Consider the following 26195-nt stretch of genomic DNA (forward strand, 5'->3'; position numbering starts at 1 on the left):
CTCAAGAGTACCACGTATCCACAGCCTCCCGGAACAGTGAAATCACCATAACTGCAGGTCAAAGCCGCGTCTTATGACTTGACAAGTGCTCAAGTGTGTGAATCAAGGGGGCAAAAAGCACTTATGACCTGCGTTCCCCGCCTCCGAATGATCAGGCGGGGCGAGGCGGAAGCCGGTAAACGTCGCCGATAGGGTTGACCTTGCCCTACCTCATGTGTGACAAGGAGAACTCGCACCGTGACCCGCAACAGCCGTCACCGGGCGATCGCCGCCGCCGCGTTCCTCGCAGCCGCCCTGACTCTGACCGGCTGTGGCGCCGGATCCGACGCGATCACCAACAAGCCCTACGCTCCGACCGAGGCCCTGTCGGTCAAGACCAAGGGCATCGACATCTCCCAGGCGTTCTTCCTCGGCCCCGACTCCGGCGGGACGCTACCGGTCGGGACGGCCACGCCGCTCTACCTGTCCCTGGTCAACACCAACGCCCCCGACCAGCTCGTCGGTCTCGGCGTCGACCCGGCCCTCGGCACGGCGAAGGTGAGCGCGCCTGTACCGCTCCCCCAGAACCAGCGGGTGAGCATCGGCAAGCCGACACCCACGATCCTGATCGAGGGGCTGAAGAAGCCGCTCAGGGGCGGCGAGTCCATCCCGGTGCAGCTGCAGTTCGCCAACGCCGGGGTCGTGCAGATCACCGTCCCGGTCATCACCCGCAGCCGCGAGTTCACCGCCTACCCGCAGGTTCCCGGCGCCTCCGCGGCTCCCACGCCGACCCCCACCCCCTCCGCCTCCACCGAGGGCGGGCACGGGCACTGACCGCCCCCGGTGGCCTCACCGCGACGGGAGGCCACGGCTCCCGGGAGATCCGAACCCCGGGAGCCGGTCACATCGGACACGGTCCGGCCCCCCCAGGGGGTCCGCCTCCGGACACGCCCGCGGGCACGCCGTACGACCTCTCGGACCCTCCGGAGGCGCGTGCGAAGGCTCAGGCCTCCGCGGGGTCGAACTTGTAGCCCAGGCCCCGGACCGTGAGGATGCAGCGAGGGTTGGACGGGTCGGACTCGACCTTGGCCCGCAGCCGCTTGACGTGCACGTCCAGCGTCTTGGTGTCGCCCACGTAGTCGGCGCCCCAGACCCGGTCGATGAGCTGGCCCCGGGTGAGCACCCGGCCGGCGTTGCGCAGCAGCACCTCCAGCAGCTCGAACTCCTTCAGGGGCAGCTGCACCGGCTCGCCCCGCACGGCGACGATGTGGCGGTCCACGTCCATCCGGACCGGACCGGCGGCCAGCACCGCCGACTCCAGCTCCTCCACATCGCCCTGGCGGCGCAGCACCGCGCGGATGCGGGCCACCAGCTCCCTGGAGGAGAAGGGCTTGGTGACGTAGTCGTCGGCGCCGAGCTCCAGCCCGACCACCTTGTCGATCTCGCTGTCCTTGGCGGTGAGCATGATGACGGGCACGTTGGAGCGCTGGCGGAGCGAGCGGCAGACCTCCGTTCCCGGCAGGCCGGGGAGCATCAGATCGAGCAGCACCAGGTCGGCGCCGTTCCGGTCGAAGGTCTCCAGCGCCTCCGGCCCTGTGGTGGCCACGGCCACCTCGAAGCCCTCCTTGCGCAGCATGTATGACAGAGCGTCGGAGAACGACTCTTCGTCCTCGACGACAAGCACGCGGGTCACTGCGCGGCCTCCAGGGGGATCGTGGTGGTAGCTGGTACTGCCACCGCCATGCCGCCGAAGGCGGGCAGGCGGAGGGTGAAGGTGGAGCCGGAGCCTTCCTTGCTCCACACCGTGACCGCCCCGTTGTGGGCGGCGGCCACGTGCTTGACGATGGCCAGGCCGAGGCCCGTGCCACCGGTCGCGCGCGAGCGGGCCGCGTCGACGCGGAAGAACCGCTCGAAAATTCGTTCCTGGGCGCTCTCGGGGATGCCGATGCCCTGGTCGCTCACGCTGATCTCGACGTATTCGGTGTTGGGGCCCGCGCCGCGGGCACTGACCACGACCCGGGTGTGCTCGGGGCTGTAGGCGACCGCGTTGTCGATGAGGTTGCGCAGGGCGGTGACGAGAAGCTCGTCGTCGCCCCATATCCGCAGGCCCTCGACGCCGCCGCAGACCAGGGTGATGTCCTTGGCCGCCGCGGTGGTGTTACAGCGGTCGACGGCCTCGTGCACCGCCTCGTCGATCAGCACCGGACCCGGAGTCGGGATGGGCTCGGCGCCCTGGATCCGGGAGAGGGTGATCAGGTCCTGGACGAGGTAGGTGAGCCGGGCCGCCTCGTGCTGCATACGCCCGGCGAAGCGGGTGACCGCCTCGGGGTCGTCGGCGGCGTCCTGGATGGTCTCGGCCAGTAGCGACATCGCGCCCACCGGCGTCTTGAGCTCGTGGCTCACGTTGGCCACGAAGTCGCGGCGGACCGCCTCGACGCGGCGGTGCTCGGTCTGGTCCTCGGCGAGGACCAGCACCTGGCCGTAGGAGCCGAGCGGGGCGACCCGCACCGCGAAGTTGGTCGACTCCTGGCCGAACTTGTGGCCGGCCACCTCGATCTCGCTCTCGCGGATCTCGCCGTCCCTGCGCACCTTCCTGGCCAGCGCGAGCAGCTCGGCCGCCATCAGGTGCTCTCCCTTGACCAGGCCGAACGCGCGCGCCGCCGAACTGGCGCGCAGCACCCGGTCCTCCTTGTCGAGCACGACCGCCGAGGACGGCAGCACGGCCAGCACCGAGGCGACCCCGTTCGGGAGCGCGCCGGGCTCGACACCGTCCACCGGTGTCATCCTGTCCCGCCGTCCGTGGCTCTGCTGGCGGACGACCATCACGGCCAGCGCTCCCACGACGAAGCCGGCCAGCGCGGCCAGGCTCGCCATCAGCTCACTCACGTGGTCCTCCCGTAGGCTTCACGTTTTCGATGGTAGGTGGGGGTTTCCGTGTTGGGGACGGCCCGGGGGCGGTGACAGCGGCCTTTCCCGCAAAGTTCACTTTGCGGTCGAGGTTCGTTCACCGACCCCCTCGTACGGTGAGTTCCATGCGCGACGCCTATCACGAAGACCTCGACGCCCTCACCGAACGGCTGGTCGAGATGACCCGGCTCGTGAGGTCGGCGATATCGCGGGCCACCACAGCCCTCCTGGACGCGGACCTTCATCTCGCCGAGAACGTCATCTCCCAGGACGAGGAGGTCGACCGGATCTTCGCGGAGATCGAGGCCACGATCTTCGACCTGATGGCCAGGCAGCAGCCGGTGGCCGTGGATCTCAGAATGATCATCGCGGCGCTGCGGATGGGCACCGACCTGGAGCGGATGGGCGACCTCGCCGAGCATGTGGCCAAGGTCGCCAGGCTGCGCCATCCCGACTCCGCGATCCCGCCGGAGATCCGTGCCACCATCCTGGAGATGGGCCAGATCGCCGAGCGCCTCATCACCAAGACCGGCAGCTGCATCGCCTCGCGCGACGTGGAGTCCGCCCTGGAGTTGGAGGCCGACGACGACGCGATGGACCGGCTGCACCGCAGGCTGTTCAAGGTCCTGATGGCCCCCGACTGGAAGTACGGCGTCGAGCCGGCCATCGACGTGACGCTGATCGGCCGCTACTACGAGCGCTATGCCGACCACGCGGTCCGTGTCGCGCACGACGTGGTCTATCTGGTGACGGGCTCCAGGCCGCAGGACACCGGCGCCCTCTGACTCCCGATCTCCCCTCGGTCCCTCGGAATGCCAGGAGGGCCCGCCGGATCCGGCGGGCCCTCCTGGCATTCCTGCGGATGAGGCCGGGACTACTTGCCCTGGTTGGCCACCGCCTCGATGGCGGCCTCGGCGGCGGCGGGGTCGAGGTACCGGCCGCCCCGGGTGACGGGGCGGAAGTCCGCGTCCAGCTCGTACTGGAGCGGGATGCCGGTGGGGATGTTGAGCCCGGCGATCTCGTCGTCGCCGATCCCGTCCAGGTGCTTGACCAGCGCCCGGAGCGAGTTGCCGTGCGCGACGACCAGCACGCTCCTACCGGCCGCGAGGTCGGGCACGATCTGGTCGTACCAGTAGGGCAGCATGCGCTCGACGACGTCCTTGAGGCACTCGGTCCTGGGCAGCAGCTCGCTCGGCAGCAGCGCGTAGCGGGGGTCGCCGGACTGGGAGAACTCGTCGTCGTCGGCGAGTACGGGCGGCGGGACGTCGTAGGAGCGGCGCCAGAGCATGAACTGCTCGTCTCCGAACTCGGCCCGCGTCTGCGCCTTGTCCTTGCCCTGCAGGGCGCCGTAGTGGCGCTCGTTGAGCCGCCAGGACCGGGAGACCGGCAGCCAGAGCAGGTCGGCGGCGCCCAGCGCGAGGTTGGCCGTCTGGATCGCCCTGGTCAGCAGCGAGGTGTGCACCACGTCGGGTCGCACCCCGGCGTCGAGAAGCAGCCTTCCGCCGCGCCGTGCCTCCTCCTCGCCCTTGGCCGAGAGTCCCGCGTCCACCCATCCGGTGAACAGACCCTTGGCGTTCCATTCACTCTCACCGTGCCGGAGCAGCACCAAAGTCGACATACCGACAAGCTTAGTGGGCGTCCTCCGGTGCCCCTCAGCGGTCGGGATCGGCGAAGCGGGCGAATGCCCGGAGGTTGGCGAGCGACTCTCCGCGCTTGGCGCGCCACTCCCACTCGCGCCGGATCGAGGTGGCGAAACCCAGCTCCAGGGCACGGTCGAACCCCTCGTCGGAGTAGGTGAGCACGCACCCGAGAAGGCGGTCGATCTCCTCCTCGGTGACCGCCCCCAACGGGACCCGGCCCACGAGGTAGACGTCACCGATCGGGTCGAGGGCGAAGCGCACCCCGTACATGGAGCCGTTCTTGGTGAGCAGCCAGCGGTAGAACTCGGCGTGGTTCTCGTCCGGCTGACGGCAGAAGAACGCCTCCACGTGCAGGGCCTGGTCTCCGACGATCAGCCAGGTCATGGTGGCGAGCTTGTGCTGGCCGGGGAGCTTCACCAGGAAGGCCCCCGGCCTGGGCTGCTCGTAGGAGACGTCCGCGCTCTTCAGCGCCGCCTCGATCACTTCGCGCATGGGCCCAGCCTACGAGCGGGTCTCACGAGCTGACCGCGATGGGGACCCGGTGCAGGTTCGCCATCGCCCCGGCGTAGACGTCCGCCAGCCTGGCCGCGGTGGCCGACCAGCCGAAGGCCGCCGCGTGGGCCACCGCGGCCGCGGACAGCGCCTCCCGCCAGGCGGGGGCGTACACGAACCGGCCGAGCACCCGCGCCCAGTCGTGGGGGTCGTGCCCCTCGACGAGCACCCCGGAGACGCCGTCGCGCACGGCGGTGCGCAGCCCGCCCACGGACGCGGCGGCGACGGGGGTGCCGCATGCCTGGGACTCCAGGGCCACCAGGCCGAACGACTCGTTGTGCGAGGGGACGACCGTCACATCGGCCGCGCGGTACCAGTCGGCCAGTTCGTGCTGGGGCGCCGGTGGAACGATCCTGACCACGTCGGAGATCCCCAGTGAGGCGGCCACGTCGGTGAGGTACGAGGGCCTGGCCAGGCCGTTGCCGCTGGGGCCGCCGACGCAGACGACGACCAGTCTCGACCTGAGCGAGGGATCTTCGAGGAGCATCCTGGCCGCGGCGCGCAGCAGCACGTCCGGGGCCTTCAGCGGCTGCACGCGGCCCACGAAGAGCAGCACGTGGGCGTCCTGCGGCAGCCCGAGCCGGTGCCGGGCCGCGCCTTTGGAGGCGGGCTGGAAGACCCTGAGGCTCACGCCGGGGTTGACCACCTCGACCCGGGCGGGGGCCGCCCCGTACAGCTCGACGAGATCACTGGCCTCGGCGGGGGTGTTGGCCACCAGGCGGTCGGCGACGTCCACGACCTGCTGCTCGCCCAGTACCCGGGCCGTCGGCTCGGGCTTGTCGTCCTCGGCCAGCAGGAGGTTCTTCACCTTGGCCATGGTGTGCATGGTGTGCACCAGCGGCAGGCCCCAGCGCTCCTTGGCCAGCCAGCCCACCTGGCCGGAGAGCCAGTAGTGGGAGTGGATGACGTCGTAGCGGCCCGGCTCGTACATGGCCTCGGCGCGCAGCACGCCCGACAGGAAGGCGCAGAGCTGGCCTGGCAGGTCGCCCTTGTCGAGCTCCTCGTACGGTCCGGCGGTGACGTGGCGGACCGAGACGCCCGGAACGATCTCCGCGACCGGTGGCAGGTCCCGGGATGTCTGCCGGGTGAAGATCTCCACCTCCACCCCGAGTTCGGCCAGGCGCTTGGCCACCTCGACGATATAGACGTTCATACCGCCCGCGTCCCCGGTTCCCGGCTGGTCCAGGGGGGACGTGTGCATGCTGATCGTCGCGACTCGGTTGACCCGCCGTCGCCTCACCGACACCACCTCCGAGTGGGCTAAACCATCTGATAATCCGCAACATTCCCGACACATCACCTCAGAAGGGTCCGCGCGGGGTGCTCCTGGCAGGATGGAGGGTCATGAAGAGGACAGCTGTGGTGACAGGGGCCAGCAGTGGGATCGGCGAGGCGACGGCCCGCAGGCTGGCCGCGGAGGGCTTCGACGTGGTGGCCGCGGCACGGCGCCGGGAGAGACTGGAGGCGCTGGCCGCCGAGGTGCCCGGCATCCGCGCGGTCACCCTGGACGTGACGTCGCAGGAGTCGGTGGACGAGCTGGCCTCCTCGCTCGACCGCTGTGACGTGCTGATCAACAACGCCGGTGGCGCGATCGGCCTGGAACCAGTGGCGAGCGGGAATGTCGCGGACTGGCAGCGGATGTACGACGTCAACGTGCTCGGCACGCTCCGCGTCACCCAGGCACTGCTGCCCCGGCTGATCGAGTCCGGCGACGGCGTGCTGCTGATGCTGACCTCGGTGGCCGGGCTCGTCTCGTACGAGGGCGGCGGCGGCTACAACGCGGCCAAGCACGCGCAGACCTCGATGACCGAGGTGCTCAGGCTGGAGCTGGTCGGCCTGCCGGTCAGGATCGTCGAGATCGCCCCCGGGCTGGTCCACACCGAGGAGTTCTCGCTGAACCGCTTCCGCGGCGACTCCGCCGCCGCCGACGAGGTCTACCGGGGCGTGCCCGACCCGCTCACCGCCCAGGACGTGGCCGACGCCATCGCCTGGTGCGTGACCCGACCGGCCCACGTGAACATCGACCGCCTCGTCATGCGCCCCCGGGCCCAGGCCGCCCAGCACAAACTCCACCGCGTCTGAACCATGTCCAAGCCGATAGGGGAGATCACCAGGGGGACCACCGGTCACAACCGCCTGCGGCGGGCCGACCGGTGGATCGTCGCCGCGCACGGCCGCCTGCTGCGCGCCGCCGACCGCCCGCTGGTGGTCGACCTCGGCTACGGGGCCTCGCACACCACGACCCTGGAGATGTTCCTGCGGCTGCGCCGGATCTGCCCCTCGGTCGAGGTCGTCGGCGTCGAGATCGACCCGGCCAGGGTCGCGGCGGCCAGACCCCACGAGCGTCCGGGGCTGTCCTTCGCGCTTGGCGGCTTCGAGTTGCCGGTGGACCGGCCGCCCCTGCTGGTCAGGGCGTTCAACGTGCTGCGGCAGTACGGCGAGGCGCAGGCGTGGGAGTACTGGGCGATGCTCCGCGAGCGGCTCGCGCCGGACGGGGTGATCGTCGAGGGTACCTGCTCGGAGGTGGGCCACCGCGCGGTCTGGGTCGGGCTCGACCGCTCGGGTCCCCGGACACTGACCCTCTCGGCCCGCTTCGACTCCTTCGAGCGCCCCTCGGACCTGGCCGACCGGCTGCCCAAGACGCTCATCCACCGCAACGTCCCCGGTGAGCCCGTCCATGCCTTCCTGCGTGACTTCGACCACGCCTGGGCGGTCAACGCGCCCTTCGGCTCCTATGGTTCCCGCCAGCGCTGGATCGCCTCCGCGGAGACACTCTCCGGGACCTGGCCGCTGGCCGGGCGCCCCCCGCTCGGCGGCCGATCGCGCTGGCGGCTCGGCGAGATCACCCTCCCCTGGGCCGCGGTCGCCCCGAGATGACCGGCCGGACTCCGCCGCGCCCCGAGCGAGAGCGCGAGGCGAGTGGCCACGCCGTGAAACGCATCACTCGACAACCCGTAGTACTACCCCTCGTGGTGCGGGGGTTAGTCTTGACGGTGTGAAGGGTCTCGGCGAGCTTGAACGCAGCATCATGGACATCATCTGGGCACAATCATCCCCCGTGACGGCACGGGAGGTCGGACGCCTGATATCCGACCGCGACCTGGCGCCGACCACCGTGATGACCGTGCTCGACCGGCTCACCCGCAAAGGCTTCCTGGTCCGCACCCGCGACGGGCGCGCGTGGCGGTACGCACCCGCGGAGAGCCGCGACGCCTACGTCGCGGAGCTTATGCTGGAGGCACTGGATCTGACCGGTGACCGGTCGGCGGCCCTCACCCGGTTCGCCCAGGCCGTCACCGGTACCGAAGCCGACATCCTGCGCAGGGCCCTGACCGGCCTTGAAGAGGAGCTGGAGGACGAGTAGATGACCGCGGCAGCCCTGGCGACGCTCGCCCTGGCCTGCGCGGTCGGCGCCTGGCGGCTCACCAGGGCGCGGTGGACCTACCGCGCTCCGCACGTGGCCATCGTGCTGTGGCAGGCGCTTGGGGTCACCTGGGGGCTGGCCGGGACGGGCGCTCTGCTCGGCTACGCGCTGGAGCCCTATGGCCGGGGTGTGCTGCACGGCCTGGCCGGCTTCGCCGCCTCCGCGTTCGGCGGCGGCGAAGCCGGCCAGGGGGCGCCCCTGCCGTACGACCTGCCGAGGATCGTCGCGCTCATCGCCGGACTGACGGCGCTCGCCGTGCTGATCATGGTGCTCCTCGCCGCGGGCCTGCAGACGTTCCGGGCCCGGCAGCGGCACCGCACCCTGCTCGCCCTGATCGCCAGGGAGGACCCGGTGGTCCCCGGCGTACGGGTGCTCGACCACCCGGGCGCCACCGCCTACTGCGTGCCCGGCCTCCGCTCCCAGGTGGTGGTCAGCGAGGGCGCGCTGAAGCTGCTCTCCGCCGACGAGCTGACCGCGGTGCTCGCCCACGAGACCGCCCATGTGCGCGAACGACACGACCTGGTGCTGCTGCCCTTCGCCGCGCTGCGCAGGGCCCTGCCCTGGTCACGCGTGGTCAAGGACGCGCAGAGCGAGGTCGGCCTGCTGGTGGAGATGGCCGCCGACGACGTCGCCCGCCGCTACTGCTCCCCGCGCCGCCTGGCGACCGCCCTGCTGCGCTTCGGCACGGCGGGCGCCGTCCCCGCGCCGCGCGGCGCGCTGGGCGCCGCGACCTCCTCGTCCGCCGCCGTGATGGCCAGGGTCGAGCGCCTGGTGACGCCGGGGCCGATCCTGCCGCTCGGGGTCCGCTACGCCATCGTCGCCTTCTCCGTCACCCTGACGACCTCGGCCCCGCTGCTCTGGCTGATCCCGCACTGACCTCACCTCGGCGTACCGGCCGGTCCTGATACAACTTCACCCCAAAACGCTTGCAAGTGTTAGCCATGGCGTTTGCAATTGCAAGCATGGTGGGGCAGACTCAAGGCATGGCACTACCCAAGGTCGGCTCGATCGGTGAGTACATCCGCGAGCAGCGCACGCACGCGAAGATCTCCCTGCGTCAGCTCGCCGCGGCGGCGGGGGTCTCCAACCCCTACCTGAGCCAGATCGAGCGCGGGCTGCGCAAGCCCAGCGCCGAGATACTGAACCAGATCGCCAAGGGCCTGCACATCTCGTCGCAGGCGCTCTATGTCCAGGCCGGTCTCATCGAGGAGCGCGAGCCGGACAGCGACGTGCTGACCGCGATCAGAGCCGACCACCTCATCACCGAGCGCCAGCGCCAGGTGCTGATCGACATCTATGAGTCGTTTCGCAAGGAGAACCGGGCTGAGGCTCCGGGCGAGGACGCGCAGACCTCCCAGAAAGCGCATCCCGCACCGGAGCCCCGGCAGGGTGACGCGGGCTCCTCGCCTGACGACGAGGTACCGCTGCCCGGGGAATATCTCACCGCGTTGAAACCCTACGCGGCGCCCCCGAGCAACGGCCACATCACAAAGGAAACCAAGGAAGGTTAACCCATGCCCATCACCACCGAAGTCAAGAAGCTCGCCGAATCCAAGCCGTTCTACGCCGTCGCCGGGGCCGGCGACTTCGCCGTCGAGAAGCTCATGGAGCTTCCTGAGCGGATCCAGAAGCTGCAGAGCCGCCGCGAGGAGATCCGCGAGGCCGCGAAGGACCTCCCGGAGAAGGCCAGGGAGCTCGCCGGCAAGGCCGAGGGCTACGCCAAGGACTTCCCTGTGAAGGCACGCGACTACGCCGACCAGTTCGCGGGCAGGGCCACCGAGCTCTACGAGGAGTTCGCCAACCGCGGCCGCAAGGTCGTCTCCAAGACGAGCGGCGATGCCGCCCTGGAACTGGAGGAGCTCTCCGAGGCCGCCCGGCCCACGACCCCGAAGAGGGGCACCCGCACCTCGAAGTCCGGCACCTCCAAGGCCTGAGCCCGTCGAGGGCTCGTCACGCGAGGTCGCGGCCGGGCAGGACACCGGCTCCAGGACCCGTTCCGGCACCGCCGGGGCGGGTCCTGCGGCGTTCTAGGGCCGCTCCCCGGCCGGCGGGGTTCCCCCGCGTGTTCGACCGGAGCGGGCAGGTGAAGGCCGATGACGCCGCGAAGGGGACTTTCGGCATTAGGCTGAGGGAAACCGGTGAGGCGAGCGTTCTGGAGAGACGATGATCCAAATCCACGGTGCCCTGGACCTGGTCTTCTGGATCCTGGCCGTCGGGGTGTTCGCACTGTCGGGCTGGGCGCTCATCCACGCGGTGAAGACTCCCGCACGGGCGTTCGCGGTCACCGGCAAGCAGAGCAAGAACCTGTGGTTGGTCATCCTGGGGCTGGCGGCACTGTTCGGCTTCGCCGCCGCGGTGGGCTATCTCAACACGCTGAGCATCTTCACGATCGCCTCCGTCATCGCCTCGGGCATCTACCTCGCCGACGTGCGCCCCGCCGTGCGGGAGATCGGCAAGGGCGGCAACCAGGGGCCGTACGGCCCCTGGTGAGGCCCTCTCCCTTCGGCTGAGGCCCGGCGCCTCCGGCGATCCGGTTGCCCTGCGGGGTTTCGGCCGATAGACACACCGAATGATGTTCGCGCACAAACCCACGCTCTCCGGAGAGCACGTGACGCTCCGGCCCGTCGGTCCCGAGCATGTGGACGGTCTCTGGGAGCTGGTCAACGACCCCGAGACCGTCCGGCTGACCGGCTCGCACGGCAAGCCGGAGTTCCAGTCGCTCAAGAGCTGGTACGGCTCGCGGGGTGACCACGACGACCGGCTGGATCTGGCGATCTGCACCGCCGAGGACGACGCCTACGTAGGCGAGATCGTGCTCAACCAGCTCGACGCGGACAACCTCTCCTGCAATCTGCGCATCGCGCTGATCGGCCCGCGCGCCTACGGCAGGGGGTACGGCACCGAGGCGATCCGGCTGACCCTGGACCACGCCTTCACCTCCACGCCGCTGCACCGGGTGAGCCTGGAGGTCTACGCGTTCAACGAGCGGGCCGCCCACGTCTACCGCAAGATCGGCTTCACCCAGGAGGGGGTGTGCCGTGACGCACTGCGCATGAACGGTGAATGGTACGACTCCGTAATCATGGCGATACTTGCCTCTGACTGGGTTGTCAGGGAAATTTGACATACATATGGTGATTTTTCGGAAACATCTTTTGACACTTCCGAAACAATGCTAGGTTCACTGGGAGCGCTCCCACCTGTGCGGAATCTTGGTGTGGAGGAAGTTATGACGGATCTACCCACACTTGCCCAGGTCGCAGCAGAGGCAGGGGTCTCCCCCGCCACCGCGTCCCGGGTACTCACCGGTTCAGTCAGAGTCAGCACATCGACTCGTAGGCAGGTGCATGACGCAATCTCGCGTCTCGGTTACGTCAGGCATCGCGCTCCCCGTGGCGGCTCCGGCCGCCGATCCGACCAGGTCGTGGCCGTAGTGGTCTGCGAACCCGCGCACCGGCTGTTCACCGAGCCGTTCTACGCAAGAATGATCACCGCTGCGGAGGAGGTCCTCACCGGGCACGGCGTTCCGCTGGCCGTGATGACCGCCACCGCGGCCACCTCCACCATCGCCACGCCCCCGCTCGTCGCCGGAGGCATCGACGGCGTGCTGCTGATCGGCGCGCGCGACAGGCACCCGCTCGTGGTGACCCTGGCCGCCTCGGGCATCCCGGTACGCAGCGCGGGCCGTCCCCCGGACGGCATCGACCTCCCCCATGTCGACATGGACAACCGCGACGGCGGCAGGCAGGCGGCGGAGCACCTGCTGCTCGGTGGCCGGCGGTCCATCGGCGTCATCGCGGGGCCGCCCGCCCTGCCGGCCGCCCGCGACCGGCTCGACGGATTCCTGCAGACTCTCGCCCTGGCCGGGATGACCGGCGTGCCGGTCGCGTACGGCGACTTCAGCCACGCGTCGGGGGTGCACGGCATGCAGTGGCTGTTACGCCGGATGCCGCACGTCGACGCGGTCTTCGCGGCCTCCGACGTGATGGCCGCGGCCGCGTTGCAGACCCTGCGCCGGGCCGGCCGCCGGGTGCCTGAGGACGTGGCGGTCATCGGCTTCGACGACGCCCCCGCGGCCCGGCGGACCTCCCCCACGCTCACCACGGTCCGTCAGCCGGTGGAGGAGTTCGCGGCGCTGGCCACCAGGCTGCTGCTGCTCTCGATGGGCTCGGCGGGCGCATCCCGTGACAACCCCGTACTCCCCACTGAGCTGGTGGTCCGTGAGTCCGCCTGACCCCGTCGGACTCCGTGCGGGAGACGTGCTCACCCGCAGGTACCTGCTGCTGGAGCGGATCGCCTGGGGCGGCATGAGCGTCATCTGGCGTGCCTTCGACCAGTCGCTGCAGCGGATGGTCGCGGTCAAGCTGCTGGACGGCGAGCTCGGCGTCGACCACGGGGAGCGCGAGCTCATCCGCAGGGAGGCGCGCGCCACCGCGCGCCTCATCCATCCCGACGCGATCGAGGTCTACGACTACGGGGAGACCGTGACCTCGCACGGCCGGCTGGCCGCCTACGTGGTGATGCGACTGCTGGAGGGGCGGCCGCTCTCCGACCGGATCATCGAGGGCCCGCTGCCCTGGGCGGAGGCGGCGCTGATCGCCGCCAGGCTGGCCACCGTGCTGGCCGCCGCCCACGAGCGGGGGATCGTCCACCGGGACGTCACCGCCGACAACGTGCTGCTGACCTCCACCGGCGCCAAGTTGCTCGACTTCGGCATCGCGGCGTTCATCGGAGAGGACGGCGACGACCGGGCCTCCGACTACGGCACGCCTCCCTACGTGGCGCCCGAGCGGCTGACCGGCACCGTCGCGGACCCGGCGAGCGACGTCTACGCGCTGGGCGTGCTGCTGTTCGAGATGCTCACCGGCAACCCCCCGTATCCGGAACGCACCTGGGAGGAGATCGAGAACGTCCGGCGGGAGGGGCCCCCACCGACCGCGGACGTGCCGGGGATGCCGGTACAGATCAGCGCACTCTGCCAGGTCTGCCTGTCACATCGGCCCGAGCTCCGGCCGAAGGCCCAGGAGGTGGCCGACGGCCTGGCAGAAGCCCTGACGCCGCCCCGTTCGACCGGAGGCGGCACCCTGACACGCTGGAGCATGGTCACCGCGACGGCGACGGCACTGCTGGTGGGAGGCCTGGCGTGGAGCCAGCTCACCGGTCACCCCGACGGCCAGGTGGCCGACCCCCAGGGGCGCGGAACGCTCCCGTCCGCCGCCCTCGACCTCGCCACCACGTTCCCCGAACCGGGCGCGACGCCGAGCCCCAGCTCCTCTCCTTCCGCTCCCGCCATCGGCAAGGGGGGCGGGCAGAAGGCGGAGCAGACGCCCTGGACGGAGGCCGTCCGCTCCTCCGTCCCGAACCTCAACCAGAGCCTGCGGAGCTTCAACGCCCTGCTGGCGAAGGGGGAGGACGAGGGCAGGATCCGCCCTGACGTGGCCCTGGACCTGCGGCAGGTGCTGGCCAACAGTGTCCGGGACTCCGGCGACCTCACCTCGATCTGGGGAAAGATCGCCGACCGGAACCGGGAGGGCTCCCTGCCCGACGATTTCCGCCGCGCGCTGGAGGCCCAGCTCCTGCTCGTGTCGGTCGCCCTGACCGGATAGGCGCCGAGCCCCCTCGGATTCGCTCGTTGGAGGGGGCTCAGGTCCCAGCCGCGGAGGCTGACATCGGGAAACCATCGCGTTCTATATGGTAAATAAACATGTCGCACTTTCTTGCCCTTGTTCTTGTCGACAAGGCGGACCCGGACCCGATCGCGCGGGCCGAGCAGCTGATGAAAACGTTCTGGGGTGTTGATTTCCTCGACGAGGAAACGGGGCTCGAACTTCCGAATGTCAAATGCGACGGCTTCACGGTCGGAGGCCGTTATGACGGCATAATCCGGGGCAAGGAGCAACACCACGATCTCCGGCCGGACGAGTACCGGCGCAGGTACGGGCTGAGGACAACGTGCGCCCCGTTTCGGAACTCGTCCCCGACATCCTCCGGTTCCCGTACGCGGTCATCACACCGGACGGCCGGTGGTTCGATCACGGCGACATGCCGGAGCGGGACTGGCAGGACGCGCTGCGCTCCCTGCTCGATCGGCATCGTGACCGGACGGCCGTGGCGATGGACTGCCACTGCTGACCGGAGCCGGTGGAGGACCGATCGGCGGCGGGGCGGGGTAACCGCCGGACGACCGGTGCACAGGTCGTCGGATGGCGCGGCGGGTGAAACTTTCAGGGGGCGACCGGCGGGGCGGCAGTCGTACAGGGCGAGCTAGAGCGGGGTGCGGGCGCCGCGGGGGACGGGAACGGTCCTGCCGGTGGTTGACGGGAGCGGGGCGGGCGCCGAACCATGACGAGCGCGACCGGCCGCACCTTTCGATCGCGGGGCATTCTCCCCGCGTACAGATCCCGTCCCCGAAGGGCTCTTGATGAAAGTCCTGCGTGTACGCAGGTGGCCGGCGGCGCTCGCGGCGCTCGTGGTCACCTCGGCGCTGGCGGTCGCGCTCGGCTCCTCCCCCGCGGGTGCCGCGGGCGGAACCGGTACCGGCTACCTGCGCACCTCCGGTAACAAGATCGTCGACAGCACCGGTGCGACGGTCCGGCTGACCGGTATCAACTGGTTCGGCATGGAGACCGACAACAAGACCTTCCATGGGCTGTGGTCGAGCAACCCGTGGAAGGGCCAGATCGACAAGATGGCCTCGCTGGGCTACAACACCCTGCGCGTGCCCTTCTCCAACGACGCGCTCAAGCCCGGCGCGGTCGCCAGCGGCATCAACGACTTCGTCAACCCCGATCTGGTCGGCAACACCCCGCTGCAGATCCTCGACAAGGTCATCGCCTACGCGGGAAGCAAGGGGATGCGGATCATCCTCGACCGGCACCGGCCGACCGCCGCCGGGCAGTCCGCCCTGTGGTACGTCGCCTCGACGCCGGAGAGCATCTGGATCAACGACTGGAAGGCCCTCGCCCAGCGGTACGCGGGCAACACCACGGTCATCGGCGCCGACCTGCACAACGAACCGCATGCCGAGGGCACCAATCCGGCGGCCACCGGGGCATGCTGGGGGTGCGGCGACACCGCGCGCGACTGGCGACTGGCCGCCGAGCGGGCGGGCAACGCGGTGCTGTCGGTCAACCCCAACTGGCTGATCTTCGTCGAGGGGGTGAGCTGCCCGAGCGGTGGCCTGTCGAACGTCTGGGACAACGACCCGAGCAACGACGAGGACTGCGGCTGGTGGGGCGGCAACCTGTCCAAGGCCGGGGAATTCCCCGTGCGGCTGAACGTGGCGAACCGGCTGGTCTACTCGCCCCACGAATACGCCACCTCGGTCTATCACCAGGCGTGGTTCGACGCGCCGAACTATCCGGCGAACATGCCCGCGATCTGGGACAGGTACTGGGGCTATCTCTACAAGCAGAACATCGCCCCGATAATGATGGGCGAGTTCGGCACCACGCTCCAGGCGGCCGTGGACAAGGTCTGGCTCCAGGAATTAATGAAATACACCGGCACCGGGGTGAACGGAATGTCCTTCACCTACTGGTCGTGGAATCCCAACTCCGGTGACACCGGCGGCATCGCCAAGGACGACTGGATCTCAATTAACCAAGACAAGCAAGACATTCTTCAGCCGTACCTGATTCCGCCGGTCGGCGGCGGCACCTCCACACCCACGCCCACGCCCACGGCCACGGCCACCACCTGCGGAACGACGTACGCGATCACGAACTCCTGGTCGGGCGGCTTCCAGGCGGAGCTGACCGTGAAGAACACCGGGACGTCGACCTGGAACAACTGGTCGGCGAGCTGGACCATGCCGTCCGGGGTGACGCTCGGCAGCGGCTGGAACGCCACGGTCACCCAGAGCGGGACCACCTTCACCGCGAAGGCCCCGAGCTACGCGGCCAGCCTCGGGGCGGGCCAGTCCGTCGTCGTCGGGTTCACCGCCACCGGGCCCTCCACCCCCGGCCCGTCCAACATCAGCTGTTCCTGATCGACATCTTCCCGACGGGTGCCCGCCCGTCGGCACCGTCGAGGGCGTGCCGCCGCGCGGCACGCCCTCGCGTGGCATCTCCCGGGTCCCGAAACGGATCCGGCACGCGCCCGGTGTCCGGCGGCCCCGGGGGCCGGATCCGACCTCGCAAGCAAGCGCTCGACCCTCAAGATCGGGAAGCCTGAAACTTTCACGATCTGCGAAAAAAGTGGCGCGGATCGTAGCAGCCAGGCGGCATGACCCGTGAAACATCGACGTAACCGAGGACACATGCCATTGACATCCCCGGGACTGTCCCCAGAATCCCTTATGGGAGCGCTCCCACCCCCTCTCTCCCTTGCTTGATCCTGCGCGAGGCCACTACCAGCAAATTCGTGCTGATCTCACCCCCGGAGGCCCACTTCATGCATCGATATCCCATCAAAGCGGGAGCGCTCCCACGCTTCCGGAGACGAGTCGCCGCGCTGGCGCTGCTCAGCCTGGCGGCCGGGACGACCACCGCGCTGGCAGCCTCGCCCGCGCTCGCCGCAGTCGCCTGCGACGTGACCTACACGACCAACGACTGGCAGGGCGGCTTCACCGCGAGCGTGACCGTCAAGAACCTCGGTGACCCGCTGACCGGCTGGACCCTCGGGTTCAACTTCCCGACGACCACCCAGAAGGTCACCCAGGGCTGGAGCGCCACCTGGGCGCAGAGCGGCCAGGCCGTCACCGCCAAGAACCTGGACTGGAACGGCAATCTGGCCACCGGCGCCTCGACCAGCATCGGCTTCAACGGCAGCTGGTCCGGTACCAACCCCAAGCCGACCTCCTTCACGGTCAACGGCGTGGCCTGCGGCGGGACCACCCCCGTCAACCAGCCGCCCACGGTGAAGATCACCGCTCCGGCGGCCGGGGCCACCTTCGCCGCACCCGCGACGGTCCCGATCACCGCCGACGCGGCCGACAGCGACGGCACCGTCTCCAAGGTCGAGTTCCTCAACGGCAGCACGGTGCTGAGCACCGACACCACCGCGCCGTACGCCTTCAACTGGACGAACGTCGCCGCCGGAAGCTACTCGCTCACCGCGAGGGCGACCGACAACGCGGGGGCGGTCACCACCTCCACCCCGGTGGGGATCACCGTCACCGCCGACTCCGCCGCCGCGGTGCTCGCCACCCCGTCCACCATCGCCGTCCCGGAGGGCGGCACCGCCGACTTCTCGGTCAAGCTCTCCAAGGCCCCGACCTCGAACGTCACCGTGACGACCGCCAGGACGAGCGGTGACACCGACCTGACCGTCTCCTCCGGCGCGTCGCTGACCTTCACCACCGCCAACTGGAACACGGCCCAGACGGTGCGGATCGCGGCCGCCGAGGACGCCGACCAGACCTCCGGCAGCGCGGAGTTCACCTCGACCGCCTCCGGCCACACCTCGGCCAAGGTGACCGCCACCGAGGTGGACAACGACGTCACCGGCGGCGACAACGAGTACGTCAAGCGCTTCATCGCGATGTACAACAAGCTCAAGGACCCGGCGAACGGCTACTTCTCCCCGGAGGGTGTGCCCTATCACTCGGTCGAGACCTTCATGGTCGAGGCCCCGGACCACGGGCACGAGACCACCTCCGAGGCCTACAGCTACTACCTGTGGCTGGAGGCGGCCTACGGCAAGGTGAGCGGCGACTGGACCAGGTTCAACGCGGCCTGGGCCTCGATGGAGAAGTACATCATCCCGGCCACCGCCGACCAGCCGACCAACTCCTTCTACAACCCGTCCAAGCCCGCCACGTACGCCGGCGAGTGGGACGACATCAAGCAGTACCCGTCCAAGCTGGACAACAGCGTGAGCGTCGGCGTCGACCCGATCGCAGGCGAGCTGAAGACCGCCTACAACACCAGCGACGTCTACGGCATGCACTGGCTGCTGGACGTGGACAACACCTACGGCTTCGGCCGCTGCGGGGACGGCACCACCAGGCCCGCGTACATCAACACCTACCAGCGCGGTCCCGAGGAGTCGGTCTTCGAGACCATCCCGCAGCCGTCCTGCGACACCTTCAAGCACGGCGGTCCGAACGGCTTCCTGGACCTGTTCACCGGGGACAGCAGCTACGCCAAGCAGTGGAAGTACACCAACGCCCCCGACGCCGACGCCCGCGCCGTCCAGGTGGCCTACTGGGCGCACACCTGGGCCACCGAGCAGAACAAGGCGTCGCAGGTCTCGGCCACGGTCGCCAAGGCCGCGAAGATGGGCGACTACCTGCGCTACGCGATGTACGACAAGTACTTCAAGAAGCAGGGCTGCACCAGCACCGGGTGTCCGGCGGGCACCGGCAAGGACAGTGCCTCCTACCTGCTGAGCTGGTACTACGCCTGGGGCGGCGCCAACGACAGCTCCGCCGGCTGGGCCTGGCGGATCGGCTCCAGCCACAACCACTCCGGTTACCAGAACCCGATGGCCGCCTGGGCGCTGTCCAGCGTGGACGTGCTCAAGCCCAAGGGCACGACCGCCGTCGCGGACTGGACCATCAGCGCCAAGCGGCAGCTTGAGTTCTACCGCTGGCTCCAGTCGAGCGAGGGCGCGATCGCCGGTGGCGCCACCAACAGCTGGCAGGGTCACTACGCGGCCCCGCCGTCGACACTGCCCACCTTCTACGGCATGGCCTACGACTGGCAGCCGGTCTACCACGACCCGCCGTCCAACCAGTGGTTCGGCTTCCAGGCGTGGACGATGGAGCGGGTCGCGGAGCTCTACTACGCGACCGGCAACGCCGACGCCAAGCTGATCCTCGACAAGTGGGTCAAGTGGGCCACCGACAACACCACCGTCAACGCCGACGGGACCTACCAGATCCCCTCGACGCTGGTGTGGACCGGCCAGCCCGACACCTGGAACGCGAACAACCCCGGCAGCAACAGCGGGCTGCACGTGAGCATCAGGGACTACACGACGGACGTGGGCGTGGCGGGCTCCTACGCCAAGGTGCTGATGTACTACGCGGCCAAGTCCGGCAACGCCACCGCCAAGAACGTCGCCAAGGGTCTGCTCGACGGCATGTGGAAGAACAACCAGGACGCCAAGGGTGTCTCGGTCCCCGAGACCAAGGCCGACTACAGCCGCCTCAACGACCCGGTCTACGTCCCCGCGGGCTGGAGCGGCAAGATGCCCAACGGCGACGTGATCAACTCCAGCTCGACCTTCCTGTCCATCCGGTCCTTCTACAAGAACGACCCGGACTGGCCGAAGGTGGACGCCTTCCTGAAGGGCACCGGGCCCGCCCCGTCCTTCAACTACCACCGGTTCTGGGCGCAGGTGGACGTCGCCGTCGCCCTGGCCGAGTACGGCCGGCTCTTCCCCTGATCCGGCACCTTCCCCGATCCCGATTCCGGCCTTGACCCCGGTCCCCGGTCCGGCTCTCGTCTGAGCCGGACCGGGGACCGGGATCCACCTCCCCCGAGACCTCGGGGCGTGACGGCACCCCTGACCTGCTGTCACGCCCCGAGCACCACCTCCGAGAGGCGATCCCCAATGAAGAAGACCCTGGCGGCGCTCGCGCTGCTGGCACTGGCGGCGGTGCCGGTGCCGGCCGCCGCCCAGGCGGCGGCGCCCGCCTTCGCCTACGGCGAGGCACTGCAGAAGTCCATCTGGTTCTACGAGGCCCAGCAGTCGGGGAAGCTGCCGAGCTGGAACCGCGTCAGCTGGCGCGGCGACTCCGGGCTCACCGACGGCCAGGACGTCGGGCTCGACCTGACAGGCGGCTGGTACGACGCGGGCGACCACGTCAAGTTCGGCCTGCCGATGGCGGCCAGCGCGACGATGCTGGCCTGGGGCGCGGTGGAGTACCGCGACGCGTACGTCTCCTCAGGGCAGCTCACCCACCTGCTGAACAACCTCAAGTTCGTCAACGACTACTTCATCAAGGCCCACCCGTCGGCGAACGTGCTGTACGGGCAGGTCGGCAACGGCGGCAAGGACCACGCCTGGTGGGGTCCCGCCGAGGCGATGCAGATGGAGCGGCCCGCTTACAGGATCGACGCCTCCTGCGGCGGAGCGGACCTGGCCGGGGAGACGGCGGCGGCGATGGCGGCGTCCTCCATCGTTTTCCGCCCAACAAATCCGACTTATGCTGACACGCTGGTGACGCACGCCAAGCAGCTCTACATTTTCGCCGACACCGTGCGGAAGAAGTACAGCGACTGCATCACCGACGCGTCGGGCTACTACCAGTCGTGGAGCGGCTACAACGACGAGCTGGTCTGGGGTGCGATCTGGCTGCACCGGGCCACCCAGGACGCCTCCTACCTGGCCAAGGCGGAGTCGTACTACGACAACCTCGGCACCGAGCCGCAGTCCACCACGAAGTCCTACAAGTGGACGATCGCCTGGGACGACAAGTCGTACGGCGCCTACGTGCTGCTGAGCAAGCTGACCGGCAAGCAGAAGTACCTCGACGACGCCAACCGCTGGCTCGACTACTGGACCGTCGGGGTCGACGGCCAGCGGGTGAAGTACTCACCGGGCGGCCAGGCGGTGCTCGACCGGTGGGGATCGCTGCGCTACGCGGCCAACACCTCGTTCGCGGCCCTGGTCCATTCGGACTCGATCTCCGACGCGACGCGTAAGGCGAGGTATCACGACTTCGCGGTCAGGCAGATCAACTACGCGCTCGGCGACAACCCGCGCAACTCCTCGTACGTGATCGGGTTCGGCGCGAACCCGCCGAAGAACCCGCACCACCGCACCGCGCACGGCTCGTGGACCGACCAGATGACCAACCCGGTCGAGACCCGGCACACCCTGTACGGCGCCCTCGTCGGCGGCCCGCCCGACCCCAACGACGCCTACACCGACAAGCGCGACGACTACGTGATGAACGAGGTCGCCACCGACTACAACGCCGGCTTCACCAGCGCCCTGGCCCGGCTCTACCGGGAGTACGGCGGGGCCCCCGCCGCGAACTTCCCGGTCGCCGAGACCCCGGACGGGCCGGAGATCTTCATCGAGGCCGGGGTGAACGCCTCGGGCTCGACGTTCACCGAGATCAAGGCCATCGTCAGGAACCAGTCGGCCTGGCCCGCGCGCCCGCTGACCAATGGCTCGTTCCGCTACTACTTCACCCTCGACGGCACCACGACCGCGAACCAGGTCACCGTGTCGTCGGCCTACAACCAGTGCAAGGCTCCGACCGGGCCGACCTTGCTGTCCGGTAAGACCTACTACGTCACCATCGACTGCTCCGGCACCTCCATCTCTCCCGCCGGCCAGTCACAGCACCGGCGCGAGGTGCAGTTCCGCCTCGCGAGCACCGGCACGTGGGACCCGTCCAACGACTGGTCGTACGTGGGCGTCGCCACCACCCCCGGCGCGACCCCGGTCCGGGTGCAGAACATGACGCTCTACTCCGGCACCACGAAGATCTGGGGCACTCCCCCCGGTGACGAGCCGCCGCCGCAGGAGGACCTCGTCGCCCCGTCCCGGCCCGGCAAGCCCGCCGTCTCCGCGATCACCGGCAGCGGCGCCACGCTGACCTGGACCGCGTCGACGGACAACGTCGGCGTCAGCGGCTACGACGTCTACCGGGGCACGACGAAGGTCGCCACCTCCGCGGCCGCCTCGTACACCCTCACCGGCCTGACCCCGGCGACGGCGTACACCGTGTCCGTGGTGGCCAGGGACGCGGCGGGCAACTCCTCCGAGGCGTCCGAGAGCACCGCGTTCACCACCACCCAGGCCCCGGCGGGCGGCTGCACCGCCACCTACACGGTGGGCAACAGCTGGCAGGGTGCCTTCCAGGGTGAGGTCACCGTCAAGAACGAGGGCGCCTCGGCGATCACCGGCTGGACCGTGACCTGGAAGTTCCCCAACGGCCAGACGATCAGCCAGCTCTGGAACGGCACGCTCACCCAGACCGGGGCGGACGTGTCGGTCAGGAACGTGGCCTGGAACGGCGGCCTCGCCCCGAACGCGTCGGCGTCCTTCGGCTTCACCGCGAGCCAGAGCGGCGTCAACGGCGTTCCTACTCCGGTGACCTGTACCGCGAGCTGACACCTCCCGTCCCTCCAATGTCCAGGCGCCCCGGGCCACTCGGCCGGCGCCCCCCTGCCCCGGCCGGGCGCGACGACCCCTCCGCCCGGCCGGGCACTCCCCAACCGAGGTAGGTCATGCGTTTCAGAAGCCTGGCGCTGCTCGCGGCGCTCCTTCTCTCGTTCTTCGTCTCGATCCCACCCGCCCACGCCGCCGTCGGCCTCCGGGTGAGCGGCACGAAGATCGTTGAGTCGAACGGCAACACGTTCGTCATGCGGGGCACCAGCCACGCGCACACCTGGTACCCGTCCCAGACCGCCTCGTTCGCGGGTATCAAGTCGCTCGGCGCGAACACGGTCCGGGTGGTGCTCAGCGGCGGCCGGTGGACCGCCAACGGCGTCTCCGACGTGACGAACGTGGTCTCGCTCTGCAAGCAGAACAAGCTCATCTGCGTACTGGAGAACCACGACACCACCGGGTACGGCGAGCAGAGCGGCGCCTACACCCTCGACCAGGCCGTGGACTACTGGATCAGCGTCAAGAGCGCGATCGTCGGCCAGGAGGACTACGTGGTCCTCAACATCGGCAACGAGCCCATCGGCAACAACGCGACCACCCCCGGCTGGACCCAGGCCACCTCGTCCGCGATCTCCCGGCTGCGGAGCAACGGCTTCCAGCACCTGATCATGGTCGACGCGCCCAACTGGGGCCAGGACTGGAGCTTCACCATGCGCGACAACGCGGCCACCGTCTTCGCCGCCGACTCGCAGCGCAACACCGTGTTCTCCATCCACATGTACGGCGTGTTCGACACGGCCGCCGAGGTCACCGACTACATGCAGAGCTTCCAGACCGCCGGGCTGCCCCTGGTCGTCGGCGAGTTCGGTTTCGACCACTCGGACGGCAACCCCGACGAGGACACGATCATGGCCCAGGCCCAGGCCAGGGGCATCGGCTACCTCGGCTGGTCGTGGAGCGGCAACGGCGGCGGCGTCGAGTACCTCGACCAGGTGACCAACTTCAACGCAGCCAGCCTCACCAGCTGGGGCCAGCGGCTCTTCAACGGCGCGAACGGCATCGCGCAGACCTCCGTCGAGGCCAAGATCTACGGTGGGAGCACCACCCCCGACACCGAGGCGCCGACCAAGCCGGGCACGCCCACCGCCTCCGCGATCACCGGGAGTGGCGCCACGCTGACCTGGACCGCCTCCACCGACAACCGCGCCGTCACCGGCTACGACGTCTACCAGGGCACCACCAAGCTCGGTTCCTCGGCGACGAACTCGATCACCCTGACCGGGCTCAGCGCGCAGACCTCCTACACCGTCCACGTGGTGGCCAGGGACGCGGCCGGCAACACCTCCCCCGCTTCCAGCACCGTCACCTTCACCACCACCTCGGCCCCGCCGAGCGGCTGCACCTCCACCTACAAGACGGTCAACTCCTGGCAGGGCGGCTTCCAGGGCGAGGTCACCGTCAAGTGCACCGCCGCCGTCACCGGCTGGAAGACCGTTCTCACCTATCCCTCCGGTGTGAACATCACCCAGTCCTGGAGCTCCACCCTGTCCGCCGCTCCCCCGGCCTTCACCTTCACCAACGCCGCCTGGAACGGCTCCATCCCCGCCGGCGGATCCACCACCTTCGGCTTCATCGGCAGCTGGAACGGGAACGGCACCCCGCCCACCCCCACCATCTCCTAACTCACCACGGGTGCGACACATACGTCACCACCCCGCACGGTCACACCTCCCACCATCCCCTAGCTCACCCACAGGCCCCACTCACCCGGAGTTCTCCCGCGCGAGGACCCCTCCCGCGCGAGGACTCGGTGCGGCCGGGCAAGGGGGCACGGCTCACCTGCCGTGCCCCCTTCCCCCGGCCCGCTTCCGAAAGTTTCGGCAGTTTATCGCAAATTTTCTAATCACTAGGCCGGATCTTCCATCACCCTCAGAGAGGACCCCCCATGTCCAGCCTCCGCAAAGCGATCTCGGCAGGGGCGATCGCCCTGCTCCCGCTCGTCACGGCAGCCGTCGCCATCCTGCCCGCCACCCCGGCCCACGCCTCCGCCTCCCTGCGCGAACACGCCGCCGCACGCGGCAAGTTCATCGGCGCCGCGGTCGCCACCTCCCCGCTGGCGAACGAGACCTCCTACCGCAACATCGCGGCGACCGAGTTCAACCAGATCACCGCCGAGAACGTCATGAAGTGGGATACCACCGAACCCAGCCAGAACCAGTTCAACTGGACCGGGGCGGACGCCGTCGTCGACTTCGCCACGCAGAACAACCAGCAGGTGCACGGGCACACGCTGGTCTGGCACAACCAGACGCCGAACTGGGTGCAGAATCTCAGCGCCACCGACATGCGCTCCGCGATACAGAACCACATCGCCAAGGTCGTCGGCCGCTACGCCGCCAACCCCACGGTGGTCTCCTGGGACGTCGTGAACGAGGTCTTCGACGACAACGGCAACATGCGTAACTCGTTCTGGTACCAGAAGCTCGGCGACACCTACATCGCCGATGCCTTCCGGGCCGCCCGGGCCGCCGACCCCGACGCCAGGCTCTGCATCAACGACTACAACGTCGAGGGCGTCAACGCCAAGAGCACCGCGATGTACAACCTGGTGCGGACGCTGCGGGCGCAGAACGTTCCGGTCGACTGCGTCGGATTCCAAGGGCACCTGGCCACCCAGTACGGCTTCCCCGGCCAGGTCCAGCAGAACCTCCAGCGCTTCGCCGACCTCGGCGTCCAGGTCAGGTTCACCGAGATCGACATCCGGATCCAGATGCCCCGCGACGCGGCCAAGGACGCCCAGCAGGCCACCTACTACCGCGACGTCGTCAACGCCTGCCTGGCGGTGACCCAGTGCGCGGGCATCACGCTCTGGGGCTTCACCGACAAGTACTCCTGGGTGCCCGACACCTTCCCCAGCGAGGGCGCGGCCCTGATCTACGACGCGAACTACGCCAAGAAGCCCGCCTACACGGCGGTGCACGACGCGCTGGCCGGTGGCACCACCACCCCGGACACCGAGGCCCCGACCAGGCCGGGCACCCCGACCGCCTCGGCCGTCACCTCCTCGGGAGCGACCCTCAACTGGACCGCCTCCACCGACAACCGCGCCGTCACCGGCTACGACGTCTACCAGGGCACCACCAGGCTCGGCTCGTCGACCACCAACTCCGTCACGCTGACCGGCCTCAGCCCGCAGACCGCCTACAGCGTCACCGTCGTCGCCCGTGACGCGGCGGGGAACACCTCGGCCGCCTCCGCGGCGGTGACCTTCACCACCCTCGCCGGGCAGCCCGGCGGCCCCTGCACCTCCACCTACAAGACGGTCAACTCCTGGCAGGGCGGCTTCCAGGGCGAGGTCACCGTGAGCTGTCCCGCCGCCGTCACCGGCTGGAAGACCGTTCTCACCTATCCCTCCGGTGTGAACATCACCCAGTCCTGGAGCTCCACCCTGTCCGCCGCTCCCCCGGCCTTCACCTTCACCAACGCCGCCTGGAACGGCTCCATCCCCGCCGGCGGATCCACCACCTTCGGCTTCATCGGCAGCTGGAACGGGAACGGCACCCCGCCCACCCCCACCATCTCCTAACTCACCACGGGTGCGACACATATGTCACCACCCCGCACGGTCACACCTCCCACCATCCCCTAGCCGTACCCGACCAGAAGGGACCTCCGGC

Annotated in this window: 23 protein-coding genes; 18 read left to right on the forward strand and 5 right to left on the reverse strand. The window is 69.3% G+C overall.

Going from position 1 to position 26195, the window contains the following annotated elements; translation table 11 throughout:
* Nucleotides 1–237: 237 nt before the first annotated feature.
* Nucleotides 238–813, forward strand: coding sequence for a copper chaperone PCu(A)C (locus ACFQVD_RS26045; protein WP_343968492.1), 576 nt, complete (start codon nucleotides 238–240; stop codon nucleotides 811–813).
* A 169-nt stretch (nucleotides 814–982) separates the two neighbouring features.
* Here ACFQVD_RS26045 and ACFQVD_RS26050 read toward each other — a convergent pair whose 3' ends face one another.
* Nucleotides 983–1672: a response regulator transcription factor gene (locus tag ACFQVD_RS26050; protein ID WP_343968494.1), complete on the reverse strand. Its 690-nt coding sequence runs from the start codon at nucleotides 1670–1672 to the stop codon at nucleotides 983–985.
* A complete protein-coding gene (locus ACFQVD_RS26055) occupies nucleotides 1669–2853 on the reverse strand; it encodes a sensor histidine kinase (RefSeq protein WP_343968565.1) in 1185 nt (394 codons plus the stop codon). The genes ACFQVD_RS26050 and ACFQVD_RS26055 overlap by 4 nt, the downstream gene beginning before the upstream one ends.
* Nucleotides 2854–3011: 158 nt before the next feature.
* On the opposite strand from ACFQVD_RS26055, the gene phoU reads away from it, so the two are divergent.
* Entirely contained in the window at nucleotides 3012–3671 is a 660-nt protein-coding gene (phoU, locus tag ACFQVD_RS26060; protein ID WP_343968496.1) for a phosphate signaling complex protein PhoU, read from the forward strand.
* 89 nt (nucleotides 3672–3760) lie between these two features.
* Here the strand turns inward: phoU and ACFQVD_RS26065 are convergent, their stop codons facing one another.
* The 3 genes from ACFQVD_RS26065 to mshA are packed head-to-tail and all read right to left on the reverse strand — an operon-like array spanning nucleotide 3761 to nucleotide 6324.
* Entirely contained in the window at nucleotides 3761–4504 is a 744-nt protein-coding gene (locus ACFQVD_RS26065) for a phosphoglyceromutase (protein ID WP_343968498.1), read from the reverse strand.
* Between the two features lie 34 nt (nucleotides 4505–4538).
* Nucleotides 4539–5018 (reverse strand): type III secretion system chaperone family protein, encoded by a 480-nt coding sequence (locus ACFQVD_RS26070; protein WP_343968500.1) that lies wholly within the window; start codon nucleotides 5016–5018, stop codon nucleotides 4539–4541.
* A 22-nt stretch (nucleotides 5019–5040) separates the two neighbouring features.
* Complete coding sequence (mshA, locus tag ACFQVD_RS26075; RefSeq protein WP_343968502.1) at nucleotides 5041–6324, reverse strand: D-inositol-3-phosphate glycosyltransferase; 1284 nt, start codon at nucleotides 6322–6324, stop codon at nucleotides 5041–5043.
* A 98-nt stretch (nucleotides 6325–6422) separates the two neighbouring features.
* Between mshA and ACFQVD_RS26080 the strand changes: the two genes are divergently transcribed.
* From ACFQVD_RS26080 to ACFQVD_RS26155, 16 genes are all read left to right on the forward strand, one after another.
* Nucleotides 6423–7160: an SDR family oxidoreductase gene (locus ACFQVD_RS26080; RefSeq protein ID WP_343968504.1), complete on the forward strand. Its 738-nt coding sequence runs from the start codon at nucleotides 6423–6425 to the stop codon at nucleotides 7158–7160.
* Nucleotides 7161–7163: 3 nt separating this feature from the next.
* The gene (locus tag ACFQVD_RS26085; protein ID WP_343968506.1) at nucleotides 7164–7955 is read left to right on the forward strand and encodes a class I SAM-dependent methyltransferase; all 792 of its coding nucleotides are present in this window, start codon (nucleotides 7164–7166) and stop codon (nucleotides 7953–7955) included.
* Nucleotides 7956–8073: 118 nt separating this feature from the next.
* Complete coding sequence (locus tag ACFQVD_RS26090; RefSeq protein WP_084195977.1) at nucleotides 8074–8442, forward strand: BlaI/MecI/CopY family transcriptional regulator; 369 nt, start codon at nucleotides 8074–8076, stop codon at nucleotides 8440–8442.
* A complete protein-coding gene (locus ACFQVD_RS26095) occupies nucleotides 8443–9378 on the forward strand; it encodes a M56 family metallopeptidase (RefSeq protein ID WP_343968510.1) in 936 nt (311 codons plus the stop codon).
* A gap of 107 nt (nucleotides 9379–9485) precedes the next feature.
* A complete protein-coding gene (locus ACFQVD_RS26100) occupies nucleotides 9486–10013 on the forward strand; it encodes a helix-turn-helix domain-containing protein (protein WP_343968512.1) in 528 nt (175 codons plus the stop codon).
* 3 nt (nucleotides 10014–10016) lie between these two features.
* Nucleotides 10017–10436: a hypothetical protein gene (locus tag ACFQVD_RS26105; protein WP_343968514.1), complete on the forward strand. Its 420-nt coding sequence runs from the start codon at nucleotides 10017–10019 to the stop codon at nucleotides 10434–10436.
* Nucleotides 10437–10665: 229 nt separating this feature from the next.
* Nucleotides 10666–10992 (forward strand): DUF2516 family protein, encoded by a 327-nt coding sequence (locus tag ACFQVD_RS26110; RefSeq protein WP_030924443.1) that lies wholly within the window; start codon nucleotides 10666–10668, stop codon nucleotides 10990–10992.
* A 79-nt stretch (nucleotides 10993–11071) separates the two neighbouring features.
* Nucleotides 11072–11626: a GNAT family N-acetyltransferase gene (locus ACFQVD_RS26115; RefSeq protein ID WP_343968515.1), complete on the forward strand. Its 555-nt coding sequence runs from the start codon at nucleotides 11072–11074 to the stop codon at nucleotides 11624–11626.
* Nucleotides 11627–11731: 105 nt separating this feature from the next.
* Nucleotides 11732–12736 (forward strand): LacI family DNA-binding transcriptional regulator, encoded by a 1005-nt coding sequence (locus ACFQVD_RS26120; RefSeq protein ID WP_343968517.1) that lies wholly within the window; start codon nucleotides 11732–11734, stop codon nucleotides 12734–12736.
* A complete protein-coding gene (locus ACFQVD_RS26125) occupies nucleotides 12723–14108 on the forward strand; it encodes a serine/threonine-protein kinase (RefSeq protein ID WP_343968519.1) in 1386 nt (461 codons plus the stop codon). Before ACFQVD_RS26120 ends, ACFQVD_RS26125 begins: the two co-directional genes overlap by 14 nt.
* Before the next feature lie 346 nt (nucleotides 14109–14454).
* Nucleotides 14455–14634, forward strand: a complete 180-nt coding sequence (locus tag ACFQVD_RS26130; protein WP_343968521.1) for a hypothetical protein — start codon at nucleotides 14455–14457, stop codon at nucleotides 14632–14634.
* A 289-nt stretch (nucleotides 14635–14923) separates the two neighbouring features.
* Complete coding sequence (locus ACFQVD_RS26135) at nucleotides 14924–16492, forward strand: cellulase family glycosylhydrolase (protein WP_343968523.1); 1569 nt, start codon at nucleotides 14924–14926, stop codon at nucleotides 16490–16492.
* 404 nt (nucleotides 16493–16896) lie between these two features.
* A complete protein-coding gene (locus ACFQVD_RS26140) occupies nucleotides 16897–19836 on the forward strand; it encodes a glycoside hydrolase family 48 protein (protein WP_343968525.1) in 2940 nt (979 codons plus the stop codon).
* A gap of 120 nt (nucleotides 19837–19956) precedes the next feature.
* A complete protein-coding gene (locus ACFQVD_RS26145; protein ID WP_386274381.1) occupies nucleotides 19957–22521 on the forward strand; it encodes a glycoside hydrolase family 9 protein in 2565 nt (854 codons plus the stop codon).
* Between the two features lie 116 nt (nucleotides 22522–22637).
* On the forward strand, nucleotides 22638–24200 hold the full coding sequence (locus ACFQVD_RS26150) for a cellulase family glycosylhydrolase (RefSeq protein ID WP_343968529.1): 1563 nt from the start codon (nucleotides 22638–22640) through the stop codon (nucleotides 24198–24200).
* 263 nt (nucleotides 24201–24463) lie between these two features.
* Nucleotides 24464–26104, forward strand: coding sequence for an endo-1,4-beta-xylanase (locus ACFQVD_RS26155; RefSeq protein ID WP_343968531.1), 1641 nt, complete (start codon nucleotides 24464–24466; stop codon nucleotides 26102–26104).
* The last annotated feature ends 91 nt before the right edge of the window (nucleotides 26105–26195 follow it).

This window comes from Streptosporangium amethystogenes subsp. fukuiense (assembly GCF_042665875.1).
Classification (GTDB): Bacteria; Actinomycetota; Actinomycetes; order Streptosporangiales; family Streptosporangiaceae; genus Streptosporangium; species Streptosporangium fukuiense.

Excerpts from the sequence above, each read along its gene's own strand:
- ACFQVD_RS26055 (WP_343968565.1), bottom strand. The coding sequence starts at position 2,853 with ATGGCGAGCCTGGCCGCGCTGGCCGGCTTCGTCGTGGGAGCGCTGGCC.
- phoU (WP_343968496.1), top strand. The coding sequence starts at position 3,012 with ATGCGCGACGCCTATCACGAAGACCTCGACGCCCTCACCGAACGGCTG.
- ACFQVD_RS26065 (WP_343968498.1), bottom strand. The coding sequence starts at position 4,504 with ATGTCGACTTTGGTGCTGCTCCGGCACGGTGAGAGTGAATGGAACGCC.
- ACFQVD_RS26070 (WP_343968500.1), bottom strand. The coding sequence starts at position 5,018 with ATGCGCGAAGTGATCGAGGCGGCGCTGAAGAGCGCGGACGTCTCCTAC.
- ACFQVD_RS26080 (WP_343968504.1), top strand. The coding sequence starts at position 6,423 with ATGAAGAGGACAGCTGTGGTGACAGGGGCCAGCAGTGGGATCGGCGAG.
- ACFQVD_RS26085 (WP_343968506.1), top strand. The coding sequence starts at position 7,164 with ATGTCCAAGCCGATAGGGGAGATCACCAGGGGGACCACCGGTCACAAC.
- ACFQVD_RS26095 (WP_343968510.1), top strand. The coding sequence starts at position 8,443 with ATGACCGCGGCAGCCCTGGCGACGCTCGCCCTGGCCTGCGCGGTCGGC.
- ACFQVD_RS26100 (WP_343968512.1), top strand. The coding sequence starts at position 9,486 with ATGGCACTACCCAAGGTCGGCTCGATCGGTGAGTACATCCGCGAGCAG.
- ACFQVD_RS26105 (WP_343968514.1), top strand. The coding sequence starts at position 10,017 with ATGCCCATCACCACCGAAGTCAAGAAGCTCGCCGAATCCAAGCCGTTC.
- ACFQVD_RS26110 (WP_030924443.1), top strand. The coding sequence starts at position 10,666 with ATGATCCAAATCCACGGTGCCCTGGACCTGGTCTTCTGGATCCTGGCC.
- ACFQVD_RS26115 (WP_343968515.1), top strand. The coding sequence starts at position 11,072 with ATGATGTTCGCGCACAAACCCACGCTCTCCGGAGAGCACGTGACGCTC.
- ACFQVD_RS26120 (WP_343968517.1), top strand. The coding sequence starts at position 11,732 with ATGACGGATCTACCCACACTTGCCCAGGTCGCAGCAGAGGCAGGGGTC.
- ACFQVD_RS26135 (WP_343968523.1), top strand. The coding sequence starts at position 14,924 with ATGAAAGTCCTGCGTGTACGCAGGTGGCCGGCGGCGCTCGCGGCGCTC.
- ACFQVD_RS26140 (WP_343968525.1), top strand. The coding sequence starts at position 16,897 with ATGCATCGATATCCCATCAAAGCGGGAGCGCTCCCACGCTTCCGGAGA.
- ACFQVD_RS26150 (WP_343968529.1), top strand. The coding sequence starts at position 22,638 with ATGCGTTTCAGAAGCCTGGCGCTGCTCGCGGCGCTCCTTCTCTCGTTC.
- ACFQVD_RS26155 (WP_343968531.1), top strand. The coding sequence starts at position 24,464 with ATGTCCAGCCTCCGCAAAGCGATCTCGGCAGGGGCGATCGCCCTGCTC.